20 protein-coding genes and 2 pseudogenes are annotated in these 20,100 nt (G+C 69.2%); 4 read left to right on the plus strand and 18 right to left on the minus strand.

Going from position 1 to position 20,100, the window contains the following annotated elements; genetic code table 11:
• Nucleotides 1-48: 48 nt before the first annotated feature.
• The 14 genes from pal to ACE3TE_RS11460 form a co-directional block, all read right to left on the minus strand.
• Nucleotides 49-555, minus strand: coding sequence for a peptidoglycan-associated lipoprotein Pal (pal, locus tag ACE3TE_RS11395; protein ID WP_374605069.1), 507 nt, complete (start codon nucleotides 553-555; stop codon nucleotides 49-51).
• A 66-nt stretch (nucleotides 556-621) separates the two neighbouring features.
• Entirely contained in the window at nucleotides 622-1,932 is a 1,311-nt protein-coding gene (gene tolB / locus ACE3TE_RS11400) for a Tol-Pal system beta propeller repeat protein TolB (RefSeq protein WP_374605070.1), read from the minus strand.
• Nucleotides 1,929-2,867 (minus strand): protein TolA, encoded by a 939-nt coding sequence (locus tag ACE3TE_RS11405; protein ID WP_374605072.1) that lies wholly within the window; start codon nucleotides 2,865-2,867, stop codon nucleotides 1,929-1,931. The genes tolB and ACE3TE_RS11405 overlap by 4 nt, the downstream gene beginning before the upstream one ends.
• Before the next feature lie 4 nt (nucleotides 2,868-2,871).
• Entirely contained in the window at nucleotides 2,872-3,312 is a 441-nt protein-coding gene (gene tolR / locus ACE3TE_RS11410) for a protein TolR (RefSeq protein WP_374605073.1), read from the minus strand.
• Nucleotides 3,313-3,358: 46 nt separating this feature from the next.
• Complete coding sequence (gene tolQ, locus ACE3TE_RS11415) at nucleotides 3,359-4,009, minus strand: protein TolQ (protein ID WP_374605115.1); 651 nt, start codon at nucleotides 4,007-4,009, stop codon at nucleotides 3,359-3,361.
• Between the two features lie 141 nt (nucleotides 4,010-4,150).
• Nucleotides 4,151-4,549, minus strand: a complete 399-nt coding sequence (ybgC, locus tag ACE3TE_RS11420; RefSeq protein WP_374605075.1) for a tol-pal system-associated acyl-CoA thioesterase — start codon at nucleotides 4,547-4,549, stop codon at nucleotides 4,151-4,153.
• Entirely contained in the window at nucleotides 4,546-5,583 is a 1,038-nt protein-coding gene (gene ruvB / locus ACE3TE_RS11425; RefSeq protein ID WP_374605077.1) for a Holliday junction branch migration DNA helicase RuvB, read from the minus strand. Before ruvB ends, ybgC begins: the two co-directional genes overlap by 4 nt.
• A gap of 112 nt (nucleotides 5,584-5,695) precedes the next feature.
• Nucleotides 5,696-6,292, minus strand: coding sequence for a Holliday junction branch migration protein RuvA (gene ruvA, locus ACE3TE_RS11430; RefSeq protein WP_374605079.1), 597 nt, complete (start codon nucleotides 6,290-6,292; stop codon nucleotides 5,696-5,698).
• Nucleotides 6,289-6,816: a crossover junction endodeoxyribonuclease RuvC gene (gene ruvC, locus ACE3TE_RS11435; protein WP_374605081.1), complete on the minus strand. Its 528-nt coding sequence runs from the start codon at nucleotides 6,814-6,816 to the stop codon at nucleotides 6,289-6,291. Before ruvC ends, ruvA begins: the two co-directional genes overlap by 4 nt.
• Nucleotides 6,813-7,544: a YebC/PmpR family DNA-binding transcriptional regulator gene (locus tag ACE3TE_RS11440; RefSeq protein WP_374605082.1), complete on the minus strand. Its 732-nt coding sequence runs from the start codon at nucleotides 7,542-7,544 to the stop codon at nucleotides 6,813-6,815. Before ACE3TE_RS11440 ends, ruvC begins: the two co-directional genes overlap by 4 nt.
• A 66-nt stretch (nucleotides 7,545-7,610) precedes the next feature.
• Nucleotides 7,611-8,246 (minus strand): lipase family alpha/beta hydrolase, encoded by a 636-nt coding sequence (locus tag ACE3TE_RS11445; RefSeq protein ID WP_374605117.1) that lies wholly within the window; start codon nucleotides 8,244-8,246, stop codon nucleotides 7,611-7,613.
• A 4-nt stretch (nucleotides 8,247-8,250) separates the two neighbouring features.
• The gene (gene aspS / locus ACE3TE_RS11450; protein ID WP_374605084.1) at nucleotides 8,251-10,026 is read right to left on the minus strand and encodes an aspartate--tRNA ligase; all 1,776 of its coding nucleotides are present in this window, start codon (nucleotides 10,024-10,026) and stop codon (nucleotides 8,251-8,253) included.
• Between the two features lie 118 nt (nucleotides 10,027-10,144).
• Nucleotides 10,145-10,399, minus strand: a complete 255-nt coding sequence (locus ACE3TE_RS11455) for a Txe/YoeB family addiction module toxin (protein ID WP_374605086.1) — start codon at nucleotides 10,397-10,399, stop codon at nucleotides 10,145-10,147.
• Nucleotides 10,396-10,647, minus strand: coding sequence for a type II toxin-antitoxin system Phd/YefM family antitoxin (locus ACE3TE_RS11460; protein ID WP_374605088.1), 252 nt, complete (start codon nucleotides 10,645-10,647; stop codon nucleotides 10,396-10,398). The genes ACE3TE_RS11455 and ACE3TE_RS11460 overlap by 4 nt, the downstream gene beginning before the upstream one ends.
• Nucleotides 10,648-10,762: 115 nt before the next feature.
• Here ACE3TE_RS11460 and ACE3TE_RS11465 point away from each other — a divergent pair, with 115 nt between their 5' ends.
• Nucleotides 10,763-11,491 (plus strand): DUF3011 domain-containing protein, encoded by a 729-nt coding sequence (locus ACE3TE_RS11465; RefSeq protein ID WP_374605090.1) that lies wholly within the window; start codon nucleotides 10,763-10,765, stop codon nucleotides 11,489-11,491.
• A gap of 18 nt (nucleotides 11,492-11,509) precedes the next feature.
• Here ACE3TE_RS11465 and ACE3TE_RS11470 read toward each other — a convergent pair whose 3' ends face one another.
• Together ACE3TE_RS11470 and ACE3TE_RS11475 are read right to left on the minus strand one after the other, a co-directional pair.
• Nucleotides 11,510-12,166 carry a hypothetical protein gene (locus ACE3TE_RS11470; RefSeq protein ID WP_374605092.1) on the minus strand — a complete coding sequence of 219 codons (657 nt, stop codon included), beginning with the start codon at nucleotides 12,164-12,166 and terminating at the stop codon, nucleotides 11,510-11,512.
• A gap of 40 nt (nucleotides 12,167-12,206) precedes the next feature.
• Nucleotides 12,207-12,515: an FmdB family zinc ribbon protein gene (locus ACE3TE_RS11475; RefSeq protein WP_374605094.1), complete on the minus strand. Its 309-nt coding sequence runs from the start codon at nucleotides 12,513-12,515 to the stop codon at nucleotides 12,207-12,209.
• Between the two features lie 166 nt (nucleotides 12,516-12,681).
• Here ACE3TE_RS11475 and ACE3TE_RS11480 point away from each other — a divergent pair, with 166 nt between their 5' ends.
• Both ACE3TE_RS11480 and ggpS read left to right on the plus strand, forming a co-directional pair.
• Nucleotides 12,682-13,938 (plus strand): MFS transporter, encoded by a 1,257-nt coding sequence (locus tag ACE3TE_RS11480; RefSeq protein WP_374605096.1) that lies wholly within the window; start codon nucleotides 12,682-12,684, stop codon nucleotides 13,936-13,938.
• Nucleotides 13,935-16,217 carry a glucosylglycerol-phosphate synthase gene (gene ggpS / locus ACE3TE_RS11485; RefSeq protein WP_374605098.1) on the plus strand — a complete coding sequence of 761 codons (2,283 nt, stop codon included), beginning with the start codon at nucleotides 13,935-13,937 and terminating at the stop codon, nucleotides 16,215-16,217. Before ACE3TE_RS11480 ends, ggpS begins: the two co-directional genes overlap by 4 nt.
• A gap of 97 nt (nucleotides 16,218-16,314) precedes the next feature.
• Here ggpS and ACE3TE_RS11490 read toward each other — a convergent pair.
• Together ACE3TE_RS11490 and ACE3TE_RS11495 are read right to left on the minus strand one after the other, a co-directional pair.
• A pseudogene (locus ACE3TE_RS11490) lies at nucleotides 16,315-17,211 on the minus strand (ATP-binding cassette domain-containing protein); the annotation flags it as partial.
• Nucleotides 17,212-17,309: 98 nt separating this feature from the next.
• Nucleotides 17,310-18,285, minus strand: a pseudogene (locus ACE3TE_RS11495) (ABC-F family ATP-binding cassette domain-containing protein); the annotation flags it as partial.
• 57 nt (nucleotides 18,286-18,342) lie between these two features.
• Between ACE3TE_RS11495 and ybaL the strand changes: the two are divergent.
• Nucleotides 18,343-20,031, plus strand: a complete 1,689-nt coding sequence (ybaL, locus tag ACE3TE_RS11500) for a YbaL family putative K(+) efflux transporter (RefSeq protein ID WP_374605100.1) — start codon at nucleotides 18,343-18,345, stop codon at nucleotides 20,029-20,031.
• Nucleotides 20,032-20,100: the final 69 nt, after the last annotated feature.

A 20,100-nucleotide genomic window follows, 5' to 3' on the forward strand; every position in this document is an offset into this window, starting at 1 on the left:
GGCGGCCACCACGGTCAGCACGCAGACAATGTGCTGGCGTCCCATCGCTTACTTCGCGGTGTAGACGATTTCGACGCGACGGTTCTGCTGCCAGCAGGACTCGTCCGACGAGGTGCAGGTCGGACGCTCTTCACCGTAGGAAACGACGGTGATCTGGCCGGCCGAACCACCCGCACCCTGCAGGGCGCCGGAGACGGCATTGCCGCGGCGCTCGCCCAGGCCCAGGTTGTACTCGCGGGTGCCGCGCTCGTCGGCGTTGCCTTCCAGCGTGACGCGGGCTTCGGCGCGGTCGTTCAGGTACTTGGCGTGGCAGGCCATGATGGCCTGGAATTCCGGACGCAGGGTGTCCTGGTCGAAGTCGAAGTAAACGGTACGCTGGCGCAGGCAGGAGTCGGTGTCCAGGTCGGCCGGGGTGTAGCGGCCGTCGGAAACCGGAGCCGTGGTGGCCGGGGTGGTGTCAACCGGCGCCGGCGCTTCTTCCTTGACCTTCTTGGAGCAGGCGGCGAGGGCGACGCAGATCGACGCAGCGAGCAGCACGCGGGTAGTGTTATTCATGGCAAAGCCTCTTTGGGTTCTCGGATGCAGTGGTGGTGCTTTTATTTGGAAGGGCCCGTCCTGCGTTTACCTCTGCCGGTAGGGTGACCAGGCGGGCTCCCGGACGTCACCATCGGCCAAAACCAATCGCTGCCTCACCCGGCCGTCCGCCGAAACGGCGTACAGCACGCCACGCGATCCTTCCTTCGTGGCGTACAGCAACATGCTGGCGTTGGGTGCAAAGCTGGGGGACTCGTCGAGGTTGCCCGGCGACAAGGTCTGCCAGCGCCCCGCGCCGCCGAAGCTGCGGTCAAGAACGGCAATACGATAAACGTTTCCATTGCCCTGTGCCATAGCTATCTTCTTGCCGTCAAAGGAAATACTGGCCTTGGCATTGGAATCGCCCTGGAAGCTCAGGCGGCTGGCGTCGCCGCCGCCGGCGGGCACCTGGTAGAGCTGGGGCTTGCCGGCGCGGTCCGAGGTGAAGACCAGGGACTGGCCGTCGGCGGTCCACACGGCCTCGGTGTCGATGCCCCAGTGGCGGGTGACCTGGGTGAGGTTCTTGCTGGCCAGGTCCATCACGTAGATCTCGGGGTTGCCCGAGCGCGACAGGGTCAGGGCCAGGCGACGGCCGTCCGGGGAGAACGAAGGCGCGCCGTTGATGCCCTTGAAGCTGGCGACCACCTCACGGGCGCCGGTGGCGATTTCCTGGATGTAGATGGTCGAGTTGCCGCGCTCGAAGCTGACGTAGGCCAGCTTGCGGCCGTCCGGGCTCCAGGCCGGCGACAGCAGCGGCTCGCGCGAGCGCACCACGGTCTGCGGGTTGAAGCCGTCGGAGTCGGCGATCATCAGCGAGTACTGGATGTTGTTGCCGACGCCGTTGGCGGTGACGTAGGCGATGCGGGTCCAGAAGGCACCGCGAACGCCGAGGACCTTTTCGTAGATCTGGTCGGCGATCTGGTGCGCGACGTCGCGCATGCCGCGGGCGCGGCCGCCGACGGCCAGGCCCAGCAGGCGCTCCTGCTTGGCCACGTCCCACAGTTCGTATTCGACGCGGTAGCCGCCATCCGGGTTGTCGAGCACCCGGCCGACCACCACGAAGTCCTGGCGCAGCACGCGCCAGGTCGGGAACTTGATCTCGGAGCCGCGCAGGGGCTTTTCGATCACGTCCTGCTCGGCCAGCGCGCGGAACTGGCCCGAGCGGTTGAGGTCGGCGCGGATGACCGCGGCGATGTCGGTGTCCGGCGCCACCGAGGTGCCCAGGTAGGGCATCGGCACGACGGCGATCGGCAGGGCGGCTTCGTTGCCGGTGACCACGCCGATGTCCAGGCCCTGGGCCCGGGCCTGGCCGAAGGGAAGCAGCAGCGCGAGCGCCAGGAAAGTAAGGAAACGCATCATCGGCAGGCCTCTTCGGGGTAGCAGAACGTCAGGGTGACTTGTCGTTCGAACACGGATTTGAACTCTTCGTAGGGCATCGGCGAGCGGCGCAGGGCGCGTTCCACCGATTCCCGGCCCTGGGCGTCGAAGGGACAGCTCAGGAATGCAACATCAATAACCTCTCCGCCGGGTATTTGGGTGAAGCGCACCTGACAGCGGGTGCGCTCGGGGGCCAGGACCCGGTTCCAGTTCTGCTGCGCGGTCTGCAGCATGGCCAGCGCGTAGCGGGCCTTGAGGTCGGTGTCGGTGCCGTTGTTGCCGCCGCTGACCTGGGCCGGCGCCGGCGTCGGGCGCGGCGCGGGCGTGGGCTGGGACTCGCGGTCGGCCAGCTGGCGCAGGCGCTGTTCCTCGAGCCGGGTGCGGCGCTCGGCGGCCTCGCGCTCGGCGCGCAGGGCCTCGAGCTGCTGGCGGCGCTGGCGCTGGCGCTCCTCGACTTCTTCCTGGCGCTGGCGTTCGGTCAGGTCGATCTGTTCCTGGCGGCGACGGGCCTCCTGCTCCTCGCGCTCGCGGGCCTGTTCCTGTTCCAGGGCCAGGCGGGCGACGGCTTCCTGCTCGGTGGTGTCGGGCTTGGGAATCGGGGCCTGCGGCGCCGGCTGGGTTTCGATCGGGGCGTCCTGCGGGCTCGGCACCGGCAGCGGCTGCGGCGGCGGGGCCTGTTCGAGCTCGGCGCGCGGGGCCGGCTTGGGCGCTGCTTCGGCGGTCTGCTCGGCGGCGCTGATGTCGGCCGTGGAAATGACCAGGGTCGCATCGAGCACCGGGCCGGCGACCGACACGACTTCCGGCGGGCGCTGCAGCCAGCCGCCCACCAGCAGCAACAGGGCCACGCCCAGGTGCAGGGCCAGCGCCATAAGCACCGGCCCGCCCAGGTTCTCGTCCCGGGTATCGCGAAGGGGCATGGCCTCAGCGTGCATCACGTTCCGGCGGCTGGCCCATCAGGCCCACGCGCGGCACGCCGGCCTGCTGCAGCAGCACCATGGTGTCGAAGACCAGGGCGTATTCGGCGTCGCGGGCGCCGGCGACGAACACCGGCACGTCGGGGTTCTGGGCGACGAAGGCGCGCAGCTTGGCCTGCAGCGTGGCGGCGTCGATGGGCTCGGCGTCGGCCGATTCGAGCTTGAGCGAATAGGCGCCGCTGGCGTCGACGGTGACCACCACCGGCTCCTTCTGCTGCTCGATCGGCTTGGCCTGCGCCTGCGGCAGCTCGACGTCGACGCCCAGGCTGAGCAGCGGCGCGGTGACCATGAAGATGATCAGCAGCACCAGCATGACGTCGATGTAGGGCACGACGTTGATGTCGGCCTTGAGCTTGCGCTTGTGGCGGCGGGTGATGGTGGCGGACATGGCGTCAGTACCTAACGGGGGACCGGGGAAAACGGGGTTGCCCCGCTCATTCCTCGATGTGGGTCTGTCGCTGCAGGATCGAGGAAAATTCCTCGGCGAAGGATTCGTAGCGCACGCTCAGGCGTTCGACGCGGGTCGCGAAGCGGTTGTAGGCCCAGACCGCCGGGATCGCCACGAACAGGCCGATGGCGGTGGCGAACAGGGCCTCGGAAATGCCCGGCGCGACGGCGGCGATGGAGGCGCTCTGCTCGGTGGACAGGCCGTGCATCGTGACCATGATGCCGAACACGGTGCCGACCAGGCCGACGTAGGGCGCGGTCGAGCCGATGTTGGCCAGCAGTTCGAGGTTGTGTTCGAGGCGGTCGACTTCGCGAGCAAACGTGGCCCGCATCGCGCGCTGGGCGCCCTCGAGCTGGGTGCGGCCGTCCAGGCCCTTCTTCTGGCGCAGGCGGGCGAATTCGCGGAAGCCGGCTTCGAAGATCGCTTCCAGGCCAGAAACCACCCGGTTGCGGTCGGTGGCGCTGCGGTAGAGCTGGGTCAGGTCGACGCCCGACCAGAACCGCGATTCGAACTCGTCGGCTTCGTCCATGGCCTGCGAATACACGCGGTTCTTGCGGAAGATGATGACCCAGCTCAGCACCGAGCCCAGCAACAGCAGCAGCACGATCAGCTGCACCGGCAGGCTGGCGTGCAGCATCAGCTGCAGGTAGCTCAGCCCGGCCCCGGAACTGGCGGCGGCGGCCTCGGTGGCGGCCGGCACGGCCTCCACGGGCAGCTCGGTCACCGGGGCGGCGGCGAGGATCAGGGCGGTGGCTGGCGACATCGGGTGGACTCCGGATCAGGGGTTTTGCGCGAACAGCCACTCGGGCAGCGCGCGCGGTTTGAAACTTGAAGCCACCAGGCAGGCGGCGCGGACCGTCGCGCCGACCAGGACCTGGTCGCCCCGGGTAATCTGCTGCGCGAACAGCAGGCTGGCACGCCGGCGTTCGAGCAGTTCGACGCTGGCCTGCAGTTCATCGTCCAGGCGCGCCGGTTTGTGGAAATCGAGGTTCATGCCGCGGATCACCAGCACCAGGTCCTCTTCGGCCTTGAGCTGCTGCTGGCCCAGCCCCATCGCGCGCAGCCATTCGGTGCGGGCGCGCTCGAGGAACCGGACATAGCTGGCGTGGTACACCACCCCGCCAGCGTCCGTATCCTCCCAATAAACCCTTATCGGGAAGCTGAACGCCGGATTCATGGCTGTTCGAACAGGTCGTCGGGCGCCGGGGCCTTGCGGGGGGACTTCAGCCCCAGGTGGGTATACGCCTTGTGGGTCGCCATGCGGCCGCGGGCCGAACGCACCAGGTAACCCTGCTGGATCAGGTAGGGCTCGATGACGTCCTCGAGGGTGCCGCGCTCTTCGCTCAGCGCCGCCGCCAGCGACTCGACGCCGACCGGGCCGCCGTCGAAGTTGTCGATGATCATCTGCAGCATGCGCCGGTCGAGCTGGTCGAAGCCTTCGCCGTCGATCTTGAGCATGGCCATGGCCTCGTCGGCCACCGGGCGGGTGATGACGCCGCCGGCGCGGACCTGGGCGAAGTCGCGCACGCGGCGCAGCAGGCGGTTGGCGATGCGCGGGGTGCCGCGGCTGCGGCGGGCGATCTCGCCGGCGCCGTCGGCCGCGCATTCGATGCCCAGGATCTGGGCGCTGCGGCGGACGATGCGGGTCAGCTCCTCGGGGCTGTAGAACTCGAGGCGCTGGACGATGCCGAAGCGGTCGCGCAGCGGCGCGGTCAGCAGGCCGGCGCGGGTGGTGGCGCCGATCAGCGTGAAGGGCGGCAGGTCGAGCTTGATCGAGCGAGCCGCGGGGCCCTCGCCGATCATGATGTCGATCTGGAAGTCCTCCATCGCCGGGTACAGGACTTCCTCGACCACGGGCGAGAGACGGTGGATCTCGTCGACGAACAGCACGTCGTGCGGCTGCAGGTTGGTCAGCAGCGCGGCCAGGTCGCCGGCGCGTTCGATCACCGGGCCCGAAGTCTGTCGCAGGTTGACGCCCAGTTCGTTGGCGATGACGTGGCTGAGCGTGGTCTTGCCCAGGCCCGGCGGCCCGAAGATGAGCACGTGGTCCATGGCCTCGGAGCGGCCCTTGGCGGCCTCGATGGCGATCTTGAGCTGTTCGCGCACCGGCTGCTGGCCCAGGTAGTCGTCCAGCCGCTTGGGCCGGATGCTGGCCTCGGCGAGGTCATCTTCGCGGGTGGCGGCGGGGGCGATGACGGGGGTGTCTTCCATGGACGCCGATTAGGGCAGGGAACCGGGAAAACCGGGGTCAGAGTCGAATTTCCCCCGCAGTCCTCCCAGGGCTCGAGCAAGGCGCAAGGAAATTCGACTCTGACCCCGGTTTTCAGCCTCGCAGGACCGAGCGCAGGGCCTTGCGGATGATGTCTTCGGCGCTGTCGCCGGGTTCGGCCTGCTTGAGCATGCGCTGGACCTCGGCGGGTTTGTAGCCCAGCTGCTGCAGGGCCACGGAAGCTTCGGAGGCCGGGTCGGCCGGGATCGCCCCGCCCTGCCCCGCCAGCACCGCGCCGCCGCCGGCGAAGTCGGCCGCGCGGTCGCGCAGCTCGACCACCATGCGTTCGGCGGTTTTCTTGCCGATGCCGGGGATACGGGTCAGCGCGGTGATGTCGCCGGACTGCACCAGCCGCGCGAAGTCGTCGACGCTGGCGCCCGACAGTACCGCCAGCGCGATCTTGGCGCCGACGCCGGTGACCTTCTGCACTTCGCGGAACAGGCGGCGCTCGGCTTCGGTGAGGAAGCCGTACAGCGCGACGCCGTCTTCCTTCACCGCGTAGTGCGTGGACAGCGTGACTTCGCGGCCGACGTCCGGCAGGTCGTAGAAGGTGCTCATCGGCGCCGAGAGTTCGTAGCCGACGCCGTTGACGTCCACCATCAGCTGCGGCGGCGACTTGTACACCAGGATGCCCTTCAGGCGACCGATCATCGGCGTCTCCTCATCAGCGCCGCGGCCAGGCCGGTGCGGCCCGCCGTGGCGCTGGTATGTGCGTGGGTCAGGGCCACCGCCAGCGCGTCGGCGGCGTCGGCCTGCAGCTTTTTTTCCGGCAGGGAAAGCAGCAGGCGCACCATGTGCTGCACCTGGTCCTTGTCCGCCGCGCCGGTGCCGACCAGCGATTGTTTGATCAGCCGCGGCGCGTATTCGTGCACCGGCAGGCCATGGCGCACGACGGTGGCGATGGCCGCGCCGCGGGCGTGGCCCAGCTTCAACGCCGAGGTGGCCGACTTGGCCATGAACACCGATTCGATCGCCACCACCGCCGGCTTCCACTCGGCCAGGATGTCCTCGAGGTCGAACACCAGCTTGCCCAGCCGCGCCGGGAAGTCGTCGGTGTCCTGCAGCAGGTTAAGCGCCTGGCAGTGCACGTAGCTGCTCTTGCCCGACGCATCCACGTCCACCAGGCCGATGCCCGTGCGCTGCGAGCCCGGGTCGATGCCGAGGATGCGGGTCACGTCCAGGCGGCGTCGCCCAGGTCGGCGTTGTGGTAGACGTCCTGCACGTCGTCCAGGTCCTCGAGCATGTCGAGCATCTTCTTGACCTGCAGCGCGACTTCCCCCTCGACCTTGCTGTCGTTCTCCGCGCGCATCGTCACCTGCGAATCCAGCGGCACGTGCCCGGCCGCGGCCATCGCCGCCTTCACTTCCTCGAAGGCTTCCGGCGAGGTCAGCACCTCGATCACGCCATCTTCCGGATAACTGGCGACGTCGTCGGCGCCGGCTTCGATCGCGGCTTCGGTGATCGCGTCCTCGCTGCTTTCGGGCCCGAAGCTGAGCACGCCGAGCTTGCGGAACATGAAGGCCACCGAGCCGTCGGTGCCCAGGTTGCCACCGCACTTGTTGAAGGCGTGGCGCACGTCGGCGACGGTGCGCACCTTGTTGTCGGTGAGGCAGTCGACGATGACCGCGACGCCGCCGGGCGCATAACCCTCGTAGCGGATTTCCTCGTAGCTCACGCCCTCGAGTTCCCCGGTGGCCTTCTTGATCGCACGCTCGATGACGTCGCGGGTCATGTTCACCGCCAGCGCCTTGTCCACGGCGACGCGCAGTCGCGGATTGGCCTTCGGGTCGCCGCCGCCCAGGCGCGCGGCGGTGGAGATTTCGCGGATGACCTTGGTGAAGACCTTGCCGCGCTTGGCGTCCTGGGCGTTCTTGCGCCCTTCGATGGCCATCAATCTGCCCATGAACCCGACTCTTTGTGCTGTGGCGAAGCGGTGATTATACGGCCGTGCCCCGGGGCACAGCGGACGTCAGGTCGGGAAACGCCCGTCGCGCAGGAATCCCGCCGCCAGGTCGCCCACGCGCGGGTCGATCAGCAGGCCGGTGTGGCTGTCGGGCAGCACGCGGTGGTCGGCCAGGCCGGGCAGCCGGGTTTCCCACACCGCCACGGTGCCGTCGCTGGGGCCGTCGAACTCGCCGAAATACCTGCCCAGGCCCATCGGCCTGCTGCCGGCGATCACGCCGACCTGCCGGCCTTCGGGCAGGGCATGCAGGCCGCTGCGCAGCAGGGTGCCGCTGCGTCCGAGCCAGAAACCGAGGTGGTGGCGGGCCAGCCCGCGCGCGGCGCTGGAGCCGGCCAGCGGCGAACCCAGGCACAGCACCCGACCCGGCGGCAGGCCGGCATAACTGGCGACGGTTTCCAGGGCGACAAGGCCGCCGAGGCTGTGGCCGACCAGGTGCACCGGCCCGTCGGCCAGGACCTGCAGCCGCCGGGCGAGCTTGTCGACGCTGGGCGCCGGGCCATGCAGCAGGCTGGCGTAGTCGAAAACCTCGGCGCGGTAGCCGAACGCCCGAAGGCGCCGGGCCAGCGGCCACAGCGTCAGCCCGCGCATCCACACGCCGTGGAGCAGGATGACCCGCTCGCCGGTGGCGGCCGCGGTCGCCAGGACCTTACTCCTTGACGGCCGGAGCCTTGGGCACCGCGCGCACGTGCACTTCCGCCAGCTGCACCTCGGGCACCGGCGACGGCGCGCCGGTCATCAGGCACTGGGCCGTGGTGGTCTTGGGGAAGGCGATGACGTCGCGGATCGACTCGGTGCCGGCCATCAGCGCGGCGATGCGGTCGATGCCAAACGCGATGCCGCCGTGCGGCGGCGCGCCGTAGCGCAGCGCATCGAGCAGGAAGCCGAACTTGGCCTCGGCCTCCTCCGCGCCGATGCCGAGCAGGTCGAACACCGCGCTCTGCATGTCGGGGCGATGGATACGGATGGAACCGCCGCCGATCTCGTTGCCGTTGAGCACCATGTCGTAGCCGCGGGAAACGGCGATGCGCGCATTGGCCTTGAGCTCGGCGATGTCGTCGATGGCCGGCGCGGTGAACGGGTGGTGCAGCGCGACGTATCGGCTTTCTTCCTCGTCCCACTCGAACATCGGGAAATCGGTGACCCACAGCGGCTTCCAGGCGTGCTGCACCAGGCCGAAGTCCTTGCCGGCCTTCAGGCGCACCGCGCCCATGAAGTCGCAGACCTTGTTGTAGACGCCGGCGCCGAAGAACACCATGTCGCCGGCCTGGGCACCGGTGGCCTGCAGCAGCGCGGTGAAGGCGGCTTCGTCGAAGAACTTGGCGATCGGCGAGTTCACCGCGCCCGCTTCGTCCAACTTCGCGTAGGCCAGGCCCTTGGCGCCGTACTTCGCGGCGTGGGCGGCGTATTCGTCGATCTGCTTGCGGCTGAGCGTGGCGCCGCCGGGGATACGCAGCGCGGCGACGCGGCCGCCGTCCTCGTTGGCGGCATCGGCGAAGACCTTGAAGCCGCAGTCCTTCACCAGCTCGGCCACGTCGACCAGTTCCAGCCCGATGCGCAGGTCGGGCTTGTCGGAGCCGAAGCGACGCATGGCTTCGGCCCAGGTCAGGCGCGGGAACTCGGCGTCGAGTTCGACGTCGATCACTTCCTTGAAGACTTCGCGGATCATGCCTTCTACCGCGTCCTGCACGTCGCGCTCGGACACCCAGGCGAACTCCATGTCGAGCTGGGTGAACTCGAGCTGGCGGTCGGCGCGCAGGGCTTCGTCGCGGAAGCAGCGGGCGATCTGGTAGTAACGGTCGAAGCCGGCCACCATCAGGATCTGCTTGAACAGCTGCGGCGACTGCGGCAGCGCGTAGAACTCGCCCGCATGCATGCGCGCCGGCACCAGGAAGTCACGCGCGCCCTCGGGCGTGGCCTTGGTGAGGATGGGCGTTTCGATGTCCTGGAAACCCCGCGCGTCCAGCCAGCGGCGCAGCGCCTGCACCAGGCGGATGCGGGTGCGCATCATCTTCTGCATTTCCGGGCGGCGCAGGTCGAGGTAGCGGTACTTGAGGCGGATGTCCTCGCCGGCGTTCTCGTGCGCGTGGAAGGGCAGCGGCTCGGCCTTGTTCAGCACTTCGATGGCGGTGGCCACGACTTCGACCTTGCCGGTGCGGATGCGGTCGTTGACCGAATGGCGGGCGCGCACGGTGCCGGTGATGCGCAGGCAGTCCTCGTAGCCGACGGCGGCGGCGGCTTTCACCACCGCGGCATTGCCTTCGTTGTCGGAGGGTTCGGCCACGACCTGGACGATGCCTTCATGGTCGCGCAGGTCGATGAAACACACGCCGCCCAGGTCGCGGGCGACGTCGGCCCAGCCGCAAAGGGTGACGGTCTGGCCGATCATGGACTCGTCCACGAGGCCGCAGAAATGGCTGCGCATGCTGGCTCCGGAAATCAGGCTGCGGGGGCGGGAATCCGCCGCCGGAAAAGCCCGTAATGGTAGGTCCTGGGCGGCCCCCGGGCAAATCAGCGCAGCTGCGCCCGGGCCGCCACAGGGCTCAGTAGTGGTAGCGGGCGGCGGCGATCATCAGGACGTCGCCCTGGACCTTGTAGACCAGCCGGTGTTCGTCGTTGATGCGCCGGGACCAGTAGCCCGCCAGGGCATGGCGCAGGGGTTCGGGCTTGCCGATGCCACGGAACGGGTCGCGCCCGATCGCCTTGACCAGCTCGTTGATGCGCCTGAGGATTTTCGCGTCAGTCTGCTGCCAGTGCAGGTAATCCTGCCAAGCGTTGTCCGAGAACTGCAGGATCACTCCACCAGGTCCCGCGCCTTGCCCTGCCCGGCCTCGAGCTGCCCGATCGACTCAAGCAGGCGCCGGGCGTTTTTCGGACTGCGCAGCAGGTAGGCGGTTTCCTCCATGGCCTTGTAGTCGTCGAGCGACAGCATGACCACCGACTGCTGGCCACTGCGGGTGATGATGACCGGCTCATGGTCCCTGACCACGCGGTCCATGGTGTCGGCCAGCGCAGCCCGCGCGGCGGTGTAGGTCAGTGTATCCATGGCTGCCTCCAAGTATGTACAGAATACTGTACAGCCCGGGAAAGCCGGACTCAATCAGGGATCCGCCCCGGATTGGGTCTATATTTGCCGTCACATCCCCTATCCGGAGCGGCCCATGAAACGCGCGATGCTCGTCCTGGTCCTGGCCGTGTCGGCCGCCACCCTGTCGCTGCCCACCCCGGCCTCCGCCCAGCGCTCCCAGGCCGGCGCCCGCGCCTATGCGCCGGAAGACCTGCGCCAGCTGCGCGTCGCCGACCAGGTCCGCGTGCTGGAAACCGAGTACTACGAACAGTCCGGCGGCCGCCGCCTGCCCGACGACCAGCTCGATTTCTACCTCGACCAGATCCGGTCGGGCTGGACCTTCAGCCGGATCCGGGCCGACATCGCCCGGTCCCTGGGCGGCAACCGGCCCGGCCAGGGCGGCTGGGGCCCGCCTTCGGACTGGCAGGCGCGTTCGGTGGTGTGCTCGAGCATCAAGGATCGCTACGCCCAGTGCGCCACGCCCTTCCGCGGCCGCGCCCGGCTGGTCGAGAACATCTCCAAGACCCGCTGCATCGAAAACCGCAACTGGGGCAGCCGCCGCGGCCTGGTCTGGGTGGACAACGGCTGCCGCGGCCGCTTCGCCGAAGACGGCCGCCCCGGTGGCCAGGGCGGTGACTACAGCATCACCTGCTCCAGCCTGCAGGAGCGCTATTCCACCTGCGCCTGGAACGCCCGCTACGGCGAACCGGTGCTGGTCCAGCGGCTGTCAAAGGCCCGCTGCGACGAAGGCCGCGACTGGGGCTACCGCCGCGGCCAGGTCTGGGTGGACAACGGCTGCCGGGCACGCTTCGCCGCCCGCTGAGCGCCCCCCCACAGCGGGTTATTCGTGGCCCCAGGGCGCCGGGGGCGCCTCGACCGGCTGGCTGAGGTCGAATTCAACCTGGAATAGGCGACCGCCCGGGCGGGAGAGTTCGTAGAGGAAACGCTGGCCGGGCTCGACTTCCATCGCCCAGGTGTTCTGGATCGAGGCCTTCAGGCCCTCGCGGCCGAACAGGGCCACCGACTCGGCGTCCACCGGGAAACTCTGGCGCACCGCGGTGCCCGGGCCGTCGGTGTCGCCGCCGTACATCGTCACCGGGTCCGGGCTGCCGTCGGCGTGGCGGTGGTCGTGCTTGAGGCGCAGGCCGGTGTCGGTGCGGGTGATCACCCAGGTACGGGAGTGGTCGTCACCGACGTGGAAGGGCACTTTCAGTTCGCCCTCCGAACACTCGCGCACGTGCATCACCAGCGGCTTGCCGGCGAACGGATCCTCGCCCTGGGGCGGCGGCTCGTCGGTGACGATGCGGCCGGCGAAGGCTTCGCCGCAGTGTTGCGCCAGCCGGGCCAGGAAGGCGTCGGCAGGCGCCGGGGCATTCGGGGCGGAAGCCGACGCGTCCGCGGCCGGCGACGAGGCGGGAGCGGCGGGCGCCTGGGGTTCGCCGGCGCAGCCGGCAAGCAGGACGAAGGAGCAAAGCAGCAGCGGGGTCTGGGTTTTCATGCGCCGACCCTACCCCGCGCCCCCGAAACCCGGCAAGGGTTCAGGCGGCGGGCTTGGCGTCCGGCTTGGCCGACGCGGGTTTGGACTCGGGCTTCGCTTCGGCCTTGGCCTCGGGCTTGGCGGCCGGCTTGTCGCCGCCGTCGGCGAGGTTGCGCTTCTTGTCGCCGTCCTTCTTGAAGTCGGTTTCGTACCAGCCGCTGCCCGCCAGCCGGAAGCTGGGCGCGGTCAGCTGCCGGCGCACCTGCGCCTGGCCGCACTCGGGGCAGTCGGTGGGATCGGGGTCGGACAGCTTCTGCAGCCGGTCGAAGGCGTGGCCGCAGGCGCTGCATTCGAAGGCGTAGATGGGCATGGAAGATTCCGTGGTAGCAGGGTGGGGACCGCGCATTAGTGGGGGGATGGCCGCCGGATTCAAGCCTCGCGCCGCGGCGGGAAACCGAAAGCCAGCACAGGCCGACGTTTTTTCCCATTCATATCAATATGTTAGACTCGTCCGCTGGTTTGCTTCGGGAGTTCGAATGATCCGCGCGGTCCTGCCGCTGGCCGCCTTGCTGGCGGGCGTGGCGCTGCTGCTGGCCGGCAGCGGCCTGCTGGGCACCCTGCTGGCGGTGCGCGGCGCGCTCGAAGGCTTCGACGAGAGCACCCTGGGCCTGGTGATGTCGGGCTACTTCGCGGGTTTTTTCGCCGGCACCTTCCTGGCGCCGCCGCTCGTGCGGCGCATCGGCCACGTGCGCACCTTTGCCTTCTTCACCGGGCTGGCGGCGATCGCGGTGCTGATGCATCCCATCTTCGTGAACCCCGTCGCCTGGTTCGGCCTGCGGCTGGCCACCGGTGTCGCCCTCGTCGGCCTGTACACGGTGATCGAGAGCTGGCTCAACGCCGAGCCCGACCCGGCCCTGCGCGGGCGCATCTTCACCGTGTACATGGCGGTGAACCTGGGCGCCCTGGCCGTGGGCCAGCTGCTGCTGGGCCTGGGCACGGACGGCGGCTTCCTGCTTTTCAGCCTGGTCGCGATCCTGATCTGCGCCTCGGCGCTGCCGGTGACGCTGACGCGCCTGGCCCAACCCAGCGTCCCGGCCAATGCCCGGCTGGGGCTGCGCCGGCTCTACGCCACCGCGCCGGCGGCGACGCTGGCGGCGGGCATTTCCGGCCTGGCGATGGGCGCCTTCTGGGGCCTGGGCCCGGTGTATGCCGGCCAGCTGGGTTTCGACCGTGACGGCGTATCGCACTTCATGGTCGCCACCATTCTCGGCGGCGCGCTGCTGCAGTGGCCCCTGGGCCGGCTGTCGGACCGGGTGGACCGGCGCATCGGCCTGGCCCTGGCCTGCCTGGCGGCTGCCGGCGTGTCGGTGCTGGCGCTCTTCGCCGGCGACTGGGGTCCGTGGCCGGTGTATGCGCTGTTCTTCGCGTTCGGCGGCCTGGCGTTTTCGATCTACCCGATGAGCGTGGCGCACATGCTCGACACGCTGCCGCCGGAAGACCTGCTGTCGGGCTGTTCGAGCCTGCTGCTGGTGCACGGCATCGGCGCCGCCCTGGGCCCGGCGGTCGCCGGCGAGCTGATGGGCCGCTTCGGGCCCGGCGCCCTGCCCGCCTACTTCGCGGCGGTGCTGGCGGCGCTGGCGGCCTTCCTGCTGCTGCGCCTGGCCGCGCGCCGCGGCCGCGCCCACCCGGCGCCCTTCCACCCCATGCTGCGCACGACGCCGGCGGCGCTGGAGCTGCTGCCTGAAACCCAGACCGAAGCCGACCTGGCTTCAACCCACAAGGAAACCCATTGAGCAACCAGAAAGGCGAACCTTTGAATTCCCCCATTGAATCCCCCGCCCTGGTGCTGGCCACCGACCTGGATGGCACCTTCCTCGCCGGCGACGCCGGCCACCGCCAGCGCCTCTACCGCCTGGTCGACCAGCATCCGGGCATCCGCCTGGTCTGGGTGACCGGACGCAGCCTCGAGGCGGTCATTCCCCTGCTGTCGGATCCTTCGTTGCCGCGCCCGGACTACCTGGTCTGCGACGTCGGCGCGACCGTTGCCTGCGGCCGCACGCTGCAGCCCCTGCAGCCGCTGCAGTCGGACATCGACGCGCGCTGGCCCGGCGAACATGCGGTCGCTGCGGCGATGCGCCGCTTCCCGGCCCTGCAGCGCCAGGACGTGCCCCAGGAACGCCGCTGTTCCTACTTCTGCGAACCCGACGTGCTGGCGCGCCATCGCAACGACATCGAGGCCGTTGCCGGCGGACTGGGCTGCGACGTGCTCTATTCCGCCGACCGCTACCTCGACATCCTGCCGCCGCGCACCGACAAGGGCCGCACCCTGCTCGCGCTGGCCGAGCAGCTGGACATCGGCCGCGACCGCATCCTGGTCGCCGGCGACACGCTCAACGACCTGTCGATGTTCGATGCCGGCTTCAAGGGCGTGTGCGTGGGCCGCTCCGAACCCGCGCTGCTGGAATCCACGCAGCGCCACGAACGCGTGCTGCACGCGGACGACGCCGGCTGCGGCGGCATCCTCGAGGCGATCGCGCATTTCGGCTTCCTGCCGGCGAACGACCCCTACATCGACAAACCCGCCAGTCCCGGCGACGGCAAGTCCGACCTGGTGATGGTCTACCATCGCCTGCCCTTCGACGAATCGGTCGAAGACGGCAAGCGCGTGCAAAAGCGCCACGCCTCGCCGAACGGCATCATCCCGAGCCTGCTGAGTTTCTTCGCCGGCGGACAGTCCGGGTCCTGGGTGGCATGGACGCTCGACGACGCCAAACGCCCGGGTTTCGAGGCGCGCACGCCGGTGGACGCCGACCGTTACCCGAAGCTGACGGCCGCGCGCGTGCCGCTGGCCAAGTCCGAGGTGGATGCGTTCTACAAGCGATTCTCGAAGGAAGCCTTCTGGCCGATGCTGCACACCTTCTGGGAGCGCGCGCGCTTTCGCGAGGACGACTGGAAGGTATTCCTGAAGGTCAACCGCAAGTTCGCCGAAGCCGCCGCCGCGGAAGCCGCGCCCGGCGCGACCGTCTGGCTGCACGACTACAACCTGTGGATGGTGCCGGCGCGCCTGCGCGAGCTGCGCCCGGACCTGAAGATCGCCTTCTTCCACCACACCTACTTCCCTTCGGCCGACATCTTCAACGTGGTGCCCTGGCGCCGCGAGATCCTGGGCAGCCTGCTCAGCTGCGACTACATCGGTTTCCACATCCCGCGCCAGGTCGAGAACTTCGTCGACGTGGTGCGCGGCGCGATGCCCGTGGAAGTCCTGGAACGCGAAGGCTGCGCGCCGCGCTTCCTCACCTACGGCTGCGCGGTGGGCCTGGAGTCGATGGTCACGCGCATGCGCGTGGGCGACCGCGAAGTGGGCCTGGGCGCGCATCCCGTGGGCACCGACCTCGCCCGCATCCGCGATGCGCTGGCCCAGCGCGGCACCCGCGCGACGCTGGAAAAACTGCGCCGCGAGATCAGCCCGCGCAAGCTGGTGCTCTCGATCGAACGCCTGGACTACACCAAGGGCACCCTGGAGAAATTGAACGCCTTCGAACGCCTGCTCGAGGCCCAGCCGCAGCTGGCCGGCAAGGTCACGCTGCTGATGATCTGCGTGCCGGCGGCCAGGGAAATGACCATCTACCAGAAGCTGCAGACCCAGATCGAGCAGGCGGTGGGCCGCATCAACGGCAAGCACTCGCGCCTTGACTGGACGCCGGTGCGCTTCTTCGCCCGCGGCCTGCCCTTCGAGGACGTGGTCGCGCACTACGCCGCCGCGGACGTGATGTGGATCACCCCGCTGCGCGACGGCCTGAACCTGGTGGCCAAGGAGTTCGTCGCGACCCAGGGCATCGAGGGTGGCAGGGGCGTGCTGGTGCTGTCGGAATTCGCCGGCGCCGCCGCCGAGATGAAGGGCGCGGTGCTGACCAACCCGCACGACCCGGCCGACCTGAGCGCGGCCCTGGGCCAGGCGCTGGCCATGGACCCGGACGAGGCCGAAGGGCGGCTGCGCCAGCTTTACGGCATCGTCGAAAACCACGACGTGGACCGCTGGGGCAAGGATTTCCTGGCGGCGGTCGGAGCCTGAACCCGAATCGTAGGAGCGCCTTCAGGCGCGAATCTTCTGACTTTGCCTTTGGCAAAGAAGGGATTCGCGCCTGAAGGCGCTCCTACGAGGGCAGCGCTCAGGGCTCGGCGATCTCGAGTTGGGCCAGCCACTCGGCTTCCAGCGCGTCCTTCTCGGCGGCGAGCTTTTGCTGGCGCTGGGTCAGCTGGCCGACTTCGGAGCCGCCGTCGTTGCCGTAGATCGCCGGGTCGGCGAGCTGAGCTTCGACCTGGGCGAGCTGCGCGGCCAGTTGCGCGACCTTTTCTTCCAGCTGACGGGCGCGACGCGCGGCGGTGTCCTGTTCGTGCTTGCTGCGCACCGGCCTGGCGGGCTTTTCCGGCTTCGGCGGCGGCGCGGCGGCAGCCTTCGGCGCCTTGGGTTCGTTGCCGCGCGAGCGCAGCCAGGCGGCGTATTCGTCCAGGTCGCCGTTGAATTCCTCGACGTGGCCGTCGGCGACGCGCCAGAAGGTTTCGCAGACGAGGCCGATCAGGTGGCGGTCGTGGGAGACCAGCACGATGGCGCCGGGGAAGTCGGCCAGCGCTTCGGCCAGCGCCTCGCGCATGTCGAGATCGAGGTGGTTGGTGGGTTCGTCGAGCAGCAGCACGTTGGGTTCGCGGTAGGCGATCATCGCCAGCGCCAGGCGCGCGCGTTCGCCGCCGGAAAAACCATCGACGCTTTCGAAGGCGCGGTCGCCGACGAAATTCCAGCGACCCAGGAAATTGCGCAGCTGCTGTTCGCCGGCGTCCGGCGCGATCTGCTTGAGGTGCCAGAGCGGGCTCTGGCCTTCGTGCAGGCTTTCGACGGTGTGCTGGGCGAAGTAGCCGATGCGCATGTCCGGGTGCGCCACGCGCTCGCCGGCCAGCAGCGGCAGTTCGCCGACCAGGGTTTTCACCAGCGTCGACTTGCCGGCGCCGTTGGGGCCGAGCAGGCCGACGCGGTCGCCGGCTTCGAGGCCGAAGCCGACGTCGGCAAGGATCCTCGTGGGAGGGAGGGTAGGAGCGCCTTCAGGCGCGAAGCTGTCCTTCGCCGGAGGCGAAGCCAGAAGATTCGCGCCTGAAGGCGCTCCTACAACGGGTGCCGCGGGGTAGCCTGCGTCGCCGTGGTTGATGCGGATCAGCGAATGCGGCAACCGCGCCGGTTCGGCGAAGGCGATGCGGAAGGCGCGCTCGGCGCGCACGGCCTCGGTGCCCTGCAGCTTGGCCAGGCGCTTCATGCGGCTCTGGGCCTGTTTGGCCTTGCTGGCCTTGGCCTTGAAGCGGTCGATGAAGCTCTGCAGGTGGGCGCGTTCGACCTGCTCCTTGTCGTGCGCGATCTGCTGCTGGCGCAGGTGTTCGGCGCGCTGGCGTTCGAAGCTGGTGTAGTCGCCGACGTAGAGCTTGGCCCGGCCTTCGTGCAGGTGCAGGGTGTGCGTGCTCAGGCCGTCGAGGAACTCGCGGTCGTGCGAGATCATCAGCAGCGTGCCCGGGTACTTGAGCAACCACTGTTCGAGCCACAGCACGGCGTCGAGGTCGAGGTGGTTGGTGGGTTCGTCGAGCAGCAGCAGGTCCGAGGGCATCATCAGCGCCCGGGCCAGGTTCAGGCGCACGCGCCAGCCGCCGGAAAAATCCGAGACCGGCTTGCCGTGGGTTTCCGGCGGGAAGCCCAGGCCGTGCAGGAGGCGGCCGGCCCGCGCGGTGGCATCGTAGCCGTTGATCTCGGCCAGCTTCTGGTGGGCTTCGGCCACCGCGTCCCAGTCCTCGGCTTCGGTGGCGGCGGCTTCGGCCTGCAGCACCGCGTGCACCTCGGTGTCGCCGGAAAGCACGTAGTCGATGGCCGGGTCCGGCAGCGACGGGGTTTCCTGCGCGACCCAGGCGATGCGCACCTTTCCGGGCAGGTCGATGTCGCCCTGGTCGGCCTCGACTTCGCCCAGCACCGCGGCGAAAAGGCTCGACTTGCCGCAGCCATTGCGGCCGATCACGCCCACCCGCCAGCCGGCGTGCAGGGCCAGGTCGACCTGCGAGAGCAGCAGGCGTTCCCCGCGGCGCAGGGCGAAATTGCGGAAGGCGATCATGACGGGCGCTGAATGAAAGGTCGGGTAGTCTATCAGCCCCCCCGGAGAGGACCCCGCATGCCCCACGACACGCCCCTGATCGCCCTGCTGGCCATGGGCCTGGTGCTGGCCTTCGTGCTGGGCACCCTGGCGCACCGCCTGAAGCTGTCGCCGATAGTGGGCTACCTGGTGGCCGGTATCCTGGTGGGGCCGTTCACCCCGGGCTTCGTGGCCGACCCCGAGCTGGCGATCGAGCTGTCGGAAATCGGCGTGATCCTGCTGATGTTCGGGGTCGGCCTGCACTTCTCGGTCGAAGACCTGCTTGAAGTGAAGTCCATCGCCATCCCCGGCGCGATCGTGCAGATCAGCGTGGCCACGGTGCTGGGCTGGGGCCTGGCCTGGTTCCTGGGCTGGCCCACGCTGCACGGCATCGTCTTCGGCCTGGCGCTGTCGGTGGCCAGCACCGTGGTGCTGCTGCGGGCGATGGAAGACCGGCGCCTGCTGGAAACCCGGCGCGGCAAGATCGCCGTCGGCTGGCTGATCGTCGAGGACCTGGTGATGGTCGCGGCGCTGGTGCTGCTGCCGGCGCTGGCCGAAGCGATGGGCGCGGGCGACGGCGAGCGGGCCGGCGCGGGCTCGATCCTGGGTTCGCTGGGCTGGACCTTCCTGAAGGTCAGCGCCTTCGTGGCGGTGATGATGCTGGTGGGCAAACATGCGATCCCGTGGATGCTGGAAAGGGTCGCGGGCTTTGGCTCGCGCGAGCTGTTCACGCTGTCGGTGCTGGCGATCGCGCTGGGCGTGGCCTTCGGCTCGGCGAAGCTGTTCGGTGTGTCCTTCGCACTGGGTGCATTCTTCGCCGGCATGCTGCTCAACGGCGACCTGAGCCACAAGGCGGCGTCGGACTCGCTGCCGCTACGCGATGCGTTCGCGGTGCTGTTCTTCGTCGCGGTGGGCATGCTGTTCGACCCGATGATCCTGGTCGAACAGCCGATCCCGGTGGTGGCGACTTTCCTGATCATCGTGGTCGGCAAGTCCGCGGCGGCCTACCTGATCGTGCGCGCCTTCAAGCACCCGAGCGACACCGCGCTGACGATTTCCGCCAGCCTGGCCCAGATCGGCGAGTTCTCCTTCATCCTGGCGGCGCTGGGCGTGTCGCTGGGCATCCTGCCCGAAGAGGGCCGCGACCTGGTGCTGGCCGGCGCACTGCTTTCGATCATCGCCAACCCGCTGATCTTCGGCTGGCTGGATGTCTGGCAGGCCCGGCGCGCGAAAGCGACGGCCGATGCCGCGCCGCAGCCCGCGGCGCCCCGCTGGGTCGGCCCGCCGATGCCGGAAGGCGAGCACGCCATCCTGATCGGGTTCGGCCGCGTCGGCAGCGAAATCGCCAAGCTGCTGCGCGAGCGCGACGTGCCGCTGGTGGTGATCGACGACGACGCCGACCTGGTGCAACAGGCCCGCGACGATGGTTTTGCCGCCATCCGGGGCAATGCCGCCAACAACAGGGTTCTTGATGAAGCGGCGCCAGAGAAGGCGACCCTGGTGGTGCTGGCCATCCCGCAGGCGCTGGAGGCCGGGGAAGTCGTGGCCCGACTGCGCGCGCTCAACCCCGGCATGACCATCCTCGCCCGCGCCCACAGCGATGGCGAGGTCAGGCACCTGCTCAAACACGGCGCCGACGGCGCGGTGCTGGCCGAAAAGGAGCTGGCCCACTCGATGGCCGAAATGGCGCTGTCCGCGCCGCCGTTCCGCAAACCCCGGCCGGCCTGACCGGAAACTGTGTAGGAGCGCCTTCAGGCGCGAATCTTTTTGACTTTGCCTTCGGCAAAGAAGAGATTC

The organism is Arenimonas sp., assembly GCF_041919775.1.
GTDB lineage: Bacteria > Pseudomonadota > Gammaproteobacteria > Xanthomonadales > Xanthomonadaceae > Arenimonas.

Bases quoted from the DNA above. Each gene is read 5' to 3' on its own strand.
- pal (WP_374605069.1), bottom strand. From the start codon at position 555: ATGAATAACACTACCCGCGTGCTGCTCGCTGCGTCGATCTGCGTCGCC.
- tolB (WP_374605070.1), bottom strand. From the start codon at position 1,932: ATGATGCGTTTCCTTACTTTCCTGGCGCTCGCGCTGCTGCTTCCCTTC.
- ACE3TE_RS11405 (WP_374605072.1), bottom strand. From the start codon at position 2,867: ATGCCCCTTCGCGATACCCGGGACGAGAACCTGGGCGGGCCGGTGCTT.
- tolR (WP_374605073.1), bottom strand. From the start codon at position 3,312: ATGTCCGCCACCATCACCCGCCGCCACAAGCGCAAGCTCAAGGCCGAC.
- tolQ (WP_374605115.1), bottom strand. From the start codon at position 4,009: ATGCTGCACGCCAGCCTGCCGGTGCAGCTGATCGTGCTGCTGCTGTTG.
- ybgC (WP_374605075.1), bottom strand. From the start codon at position 4,549: ATGAATCCGGCGTTCAGCTTCCCGATAAGGGTTTATTGGGAGGATACG.
- ruvB (WP_374605077.1), bottom strand. From the start codon at position 5,583: ATGGAAGACACCCCCGTCATCGCCCCCGCCGCCACCCGCGAAGATGAC.
- ruvA (WP_374605079.1), bottom strand. From the start codon at position 6,292: ATGATCGGTCGCCTGAAGGGCATCCTGGTGTACAAGTCGCCGCCGCAG.
- ACE3TE_RS11440 (WP_374605082.1), bottom strand. From the start codon at position 7,544: ATGGGCAGATTGATGGCCATCGAAGGGCGCAAGAACGCCCAGGACGCC.
- aspS (WP_374605084.1), bottom strand. From the start codon at position 10,026: ATGCGCAGCCATTTCTGCGGCCTCGTGGACGAGTCCATGATCGGCCAG.
- ACE3TE_RS11460 (WP_374605088.1), bottom strand. From the start codon at position 10,647: ATGGATACACTGACCTACACCGCCGCGCGGGCTGCGCTGGCCGACACC.
- ACE3TE_RS11465 (WP_374605090.1), top strand. From the start codon at position 10,763: ATGAAACGCGCGATGCTCGTCCTGGTCCTGGCCGTGTCGGCCGCCACC.
- ACE3TE_RS11470 (WP_374605092.1), bottom strand. From the start codon at position 12,166: ATGAAAACCCAGACCCCGCTGCTGCTTTGCTCCTTCGTCCTGCTTGCC.
- ACE3TE_RS11475 (WP_374605094.1), bottom strand. From the start codon at position 12,515: ATGCCCATCTACGCCTTCGAATGCAGCGCCTGCGGCCACGCCTTCGAC.
- ACE3TE_RS11480 (WP_374605096.1), top strand. From the start codon at position 12,682: ATGATCCGCGCGGTCCTGCCGCTGGCCGCCTTGCTGGCGGGCGTGGCG.
- ybaL (WP_374605100.1), top strand. From the start codon at position 18,343: ATGCCCCACGACACGCCCCTGATCGCCCTGCTGGCCATGGGCCTGGTG.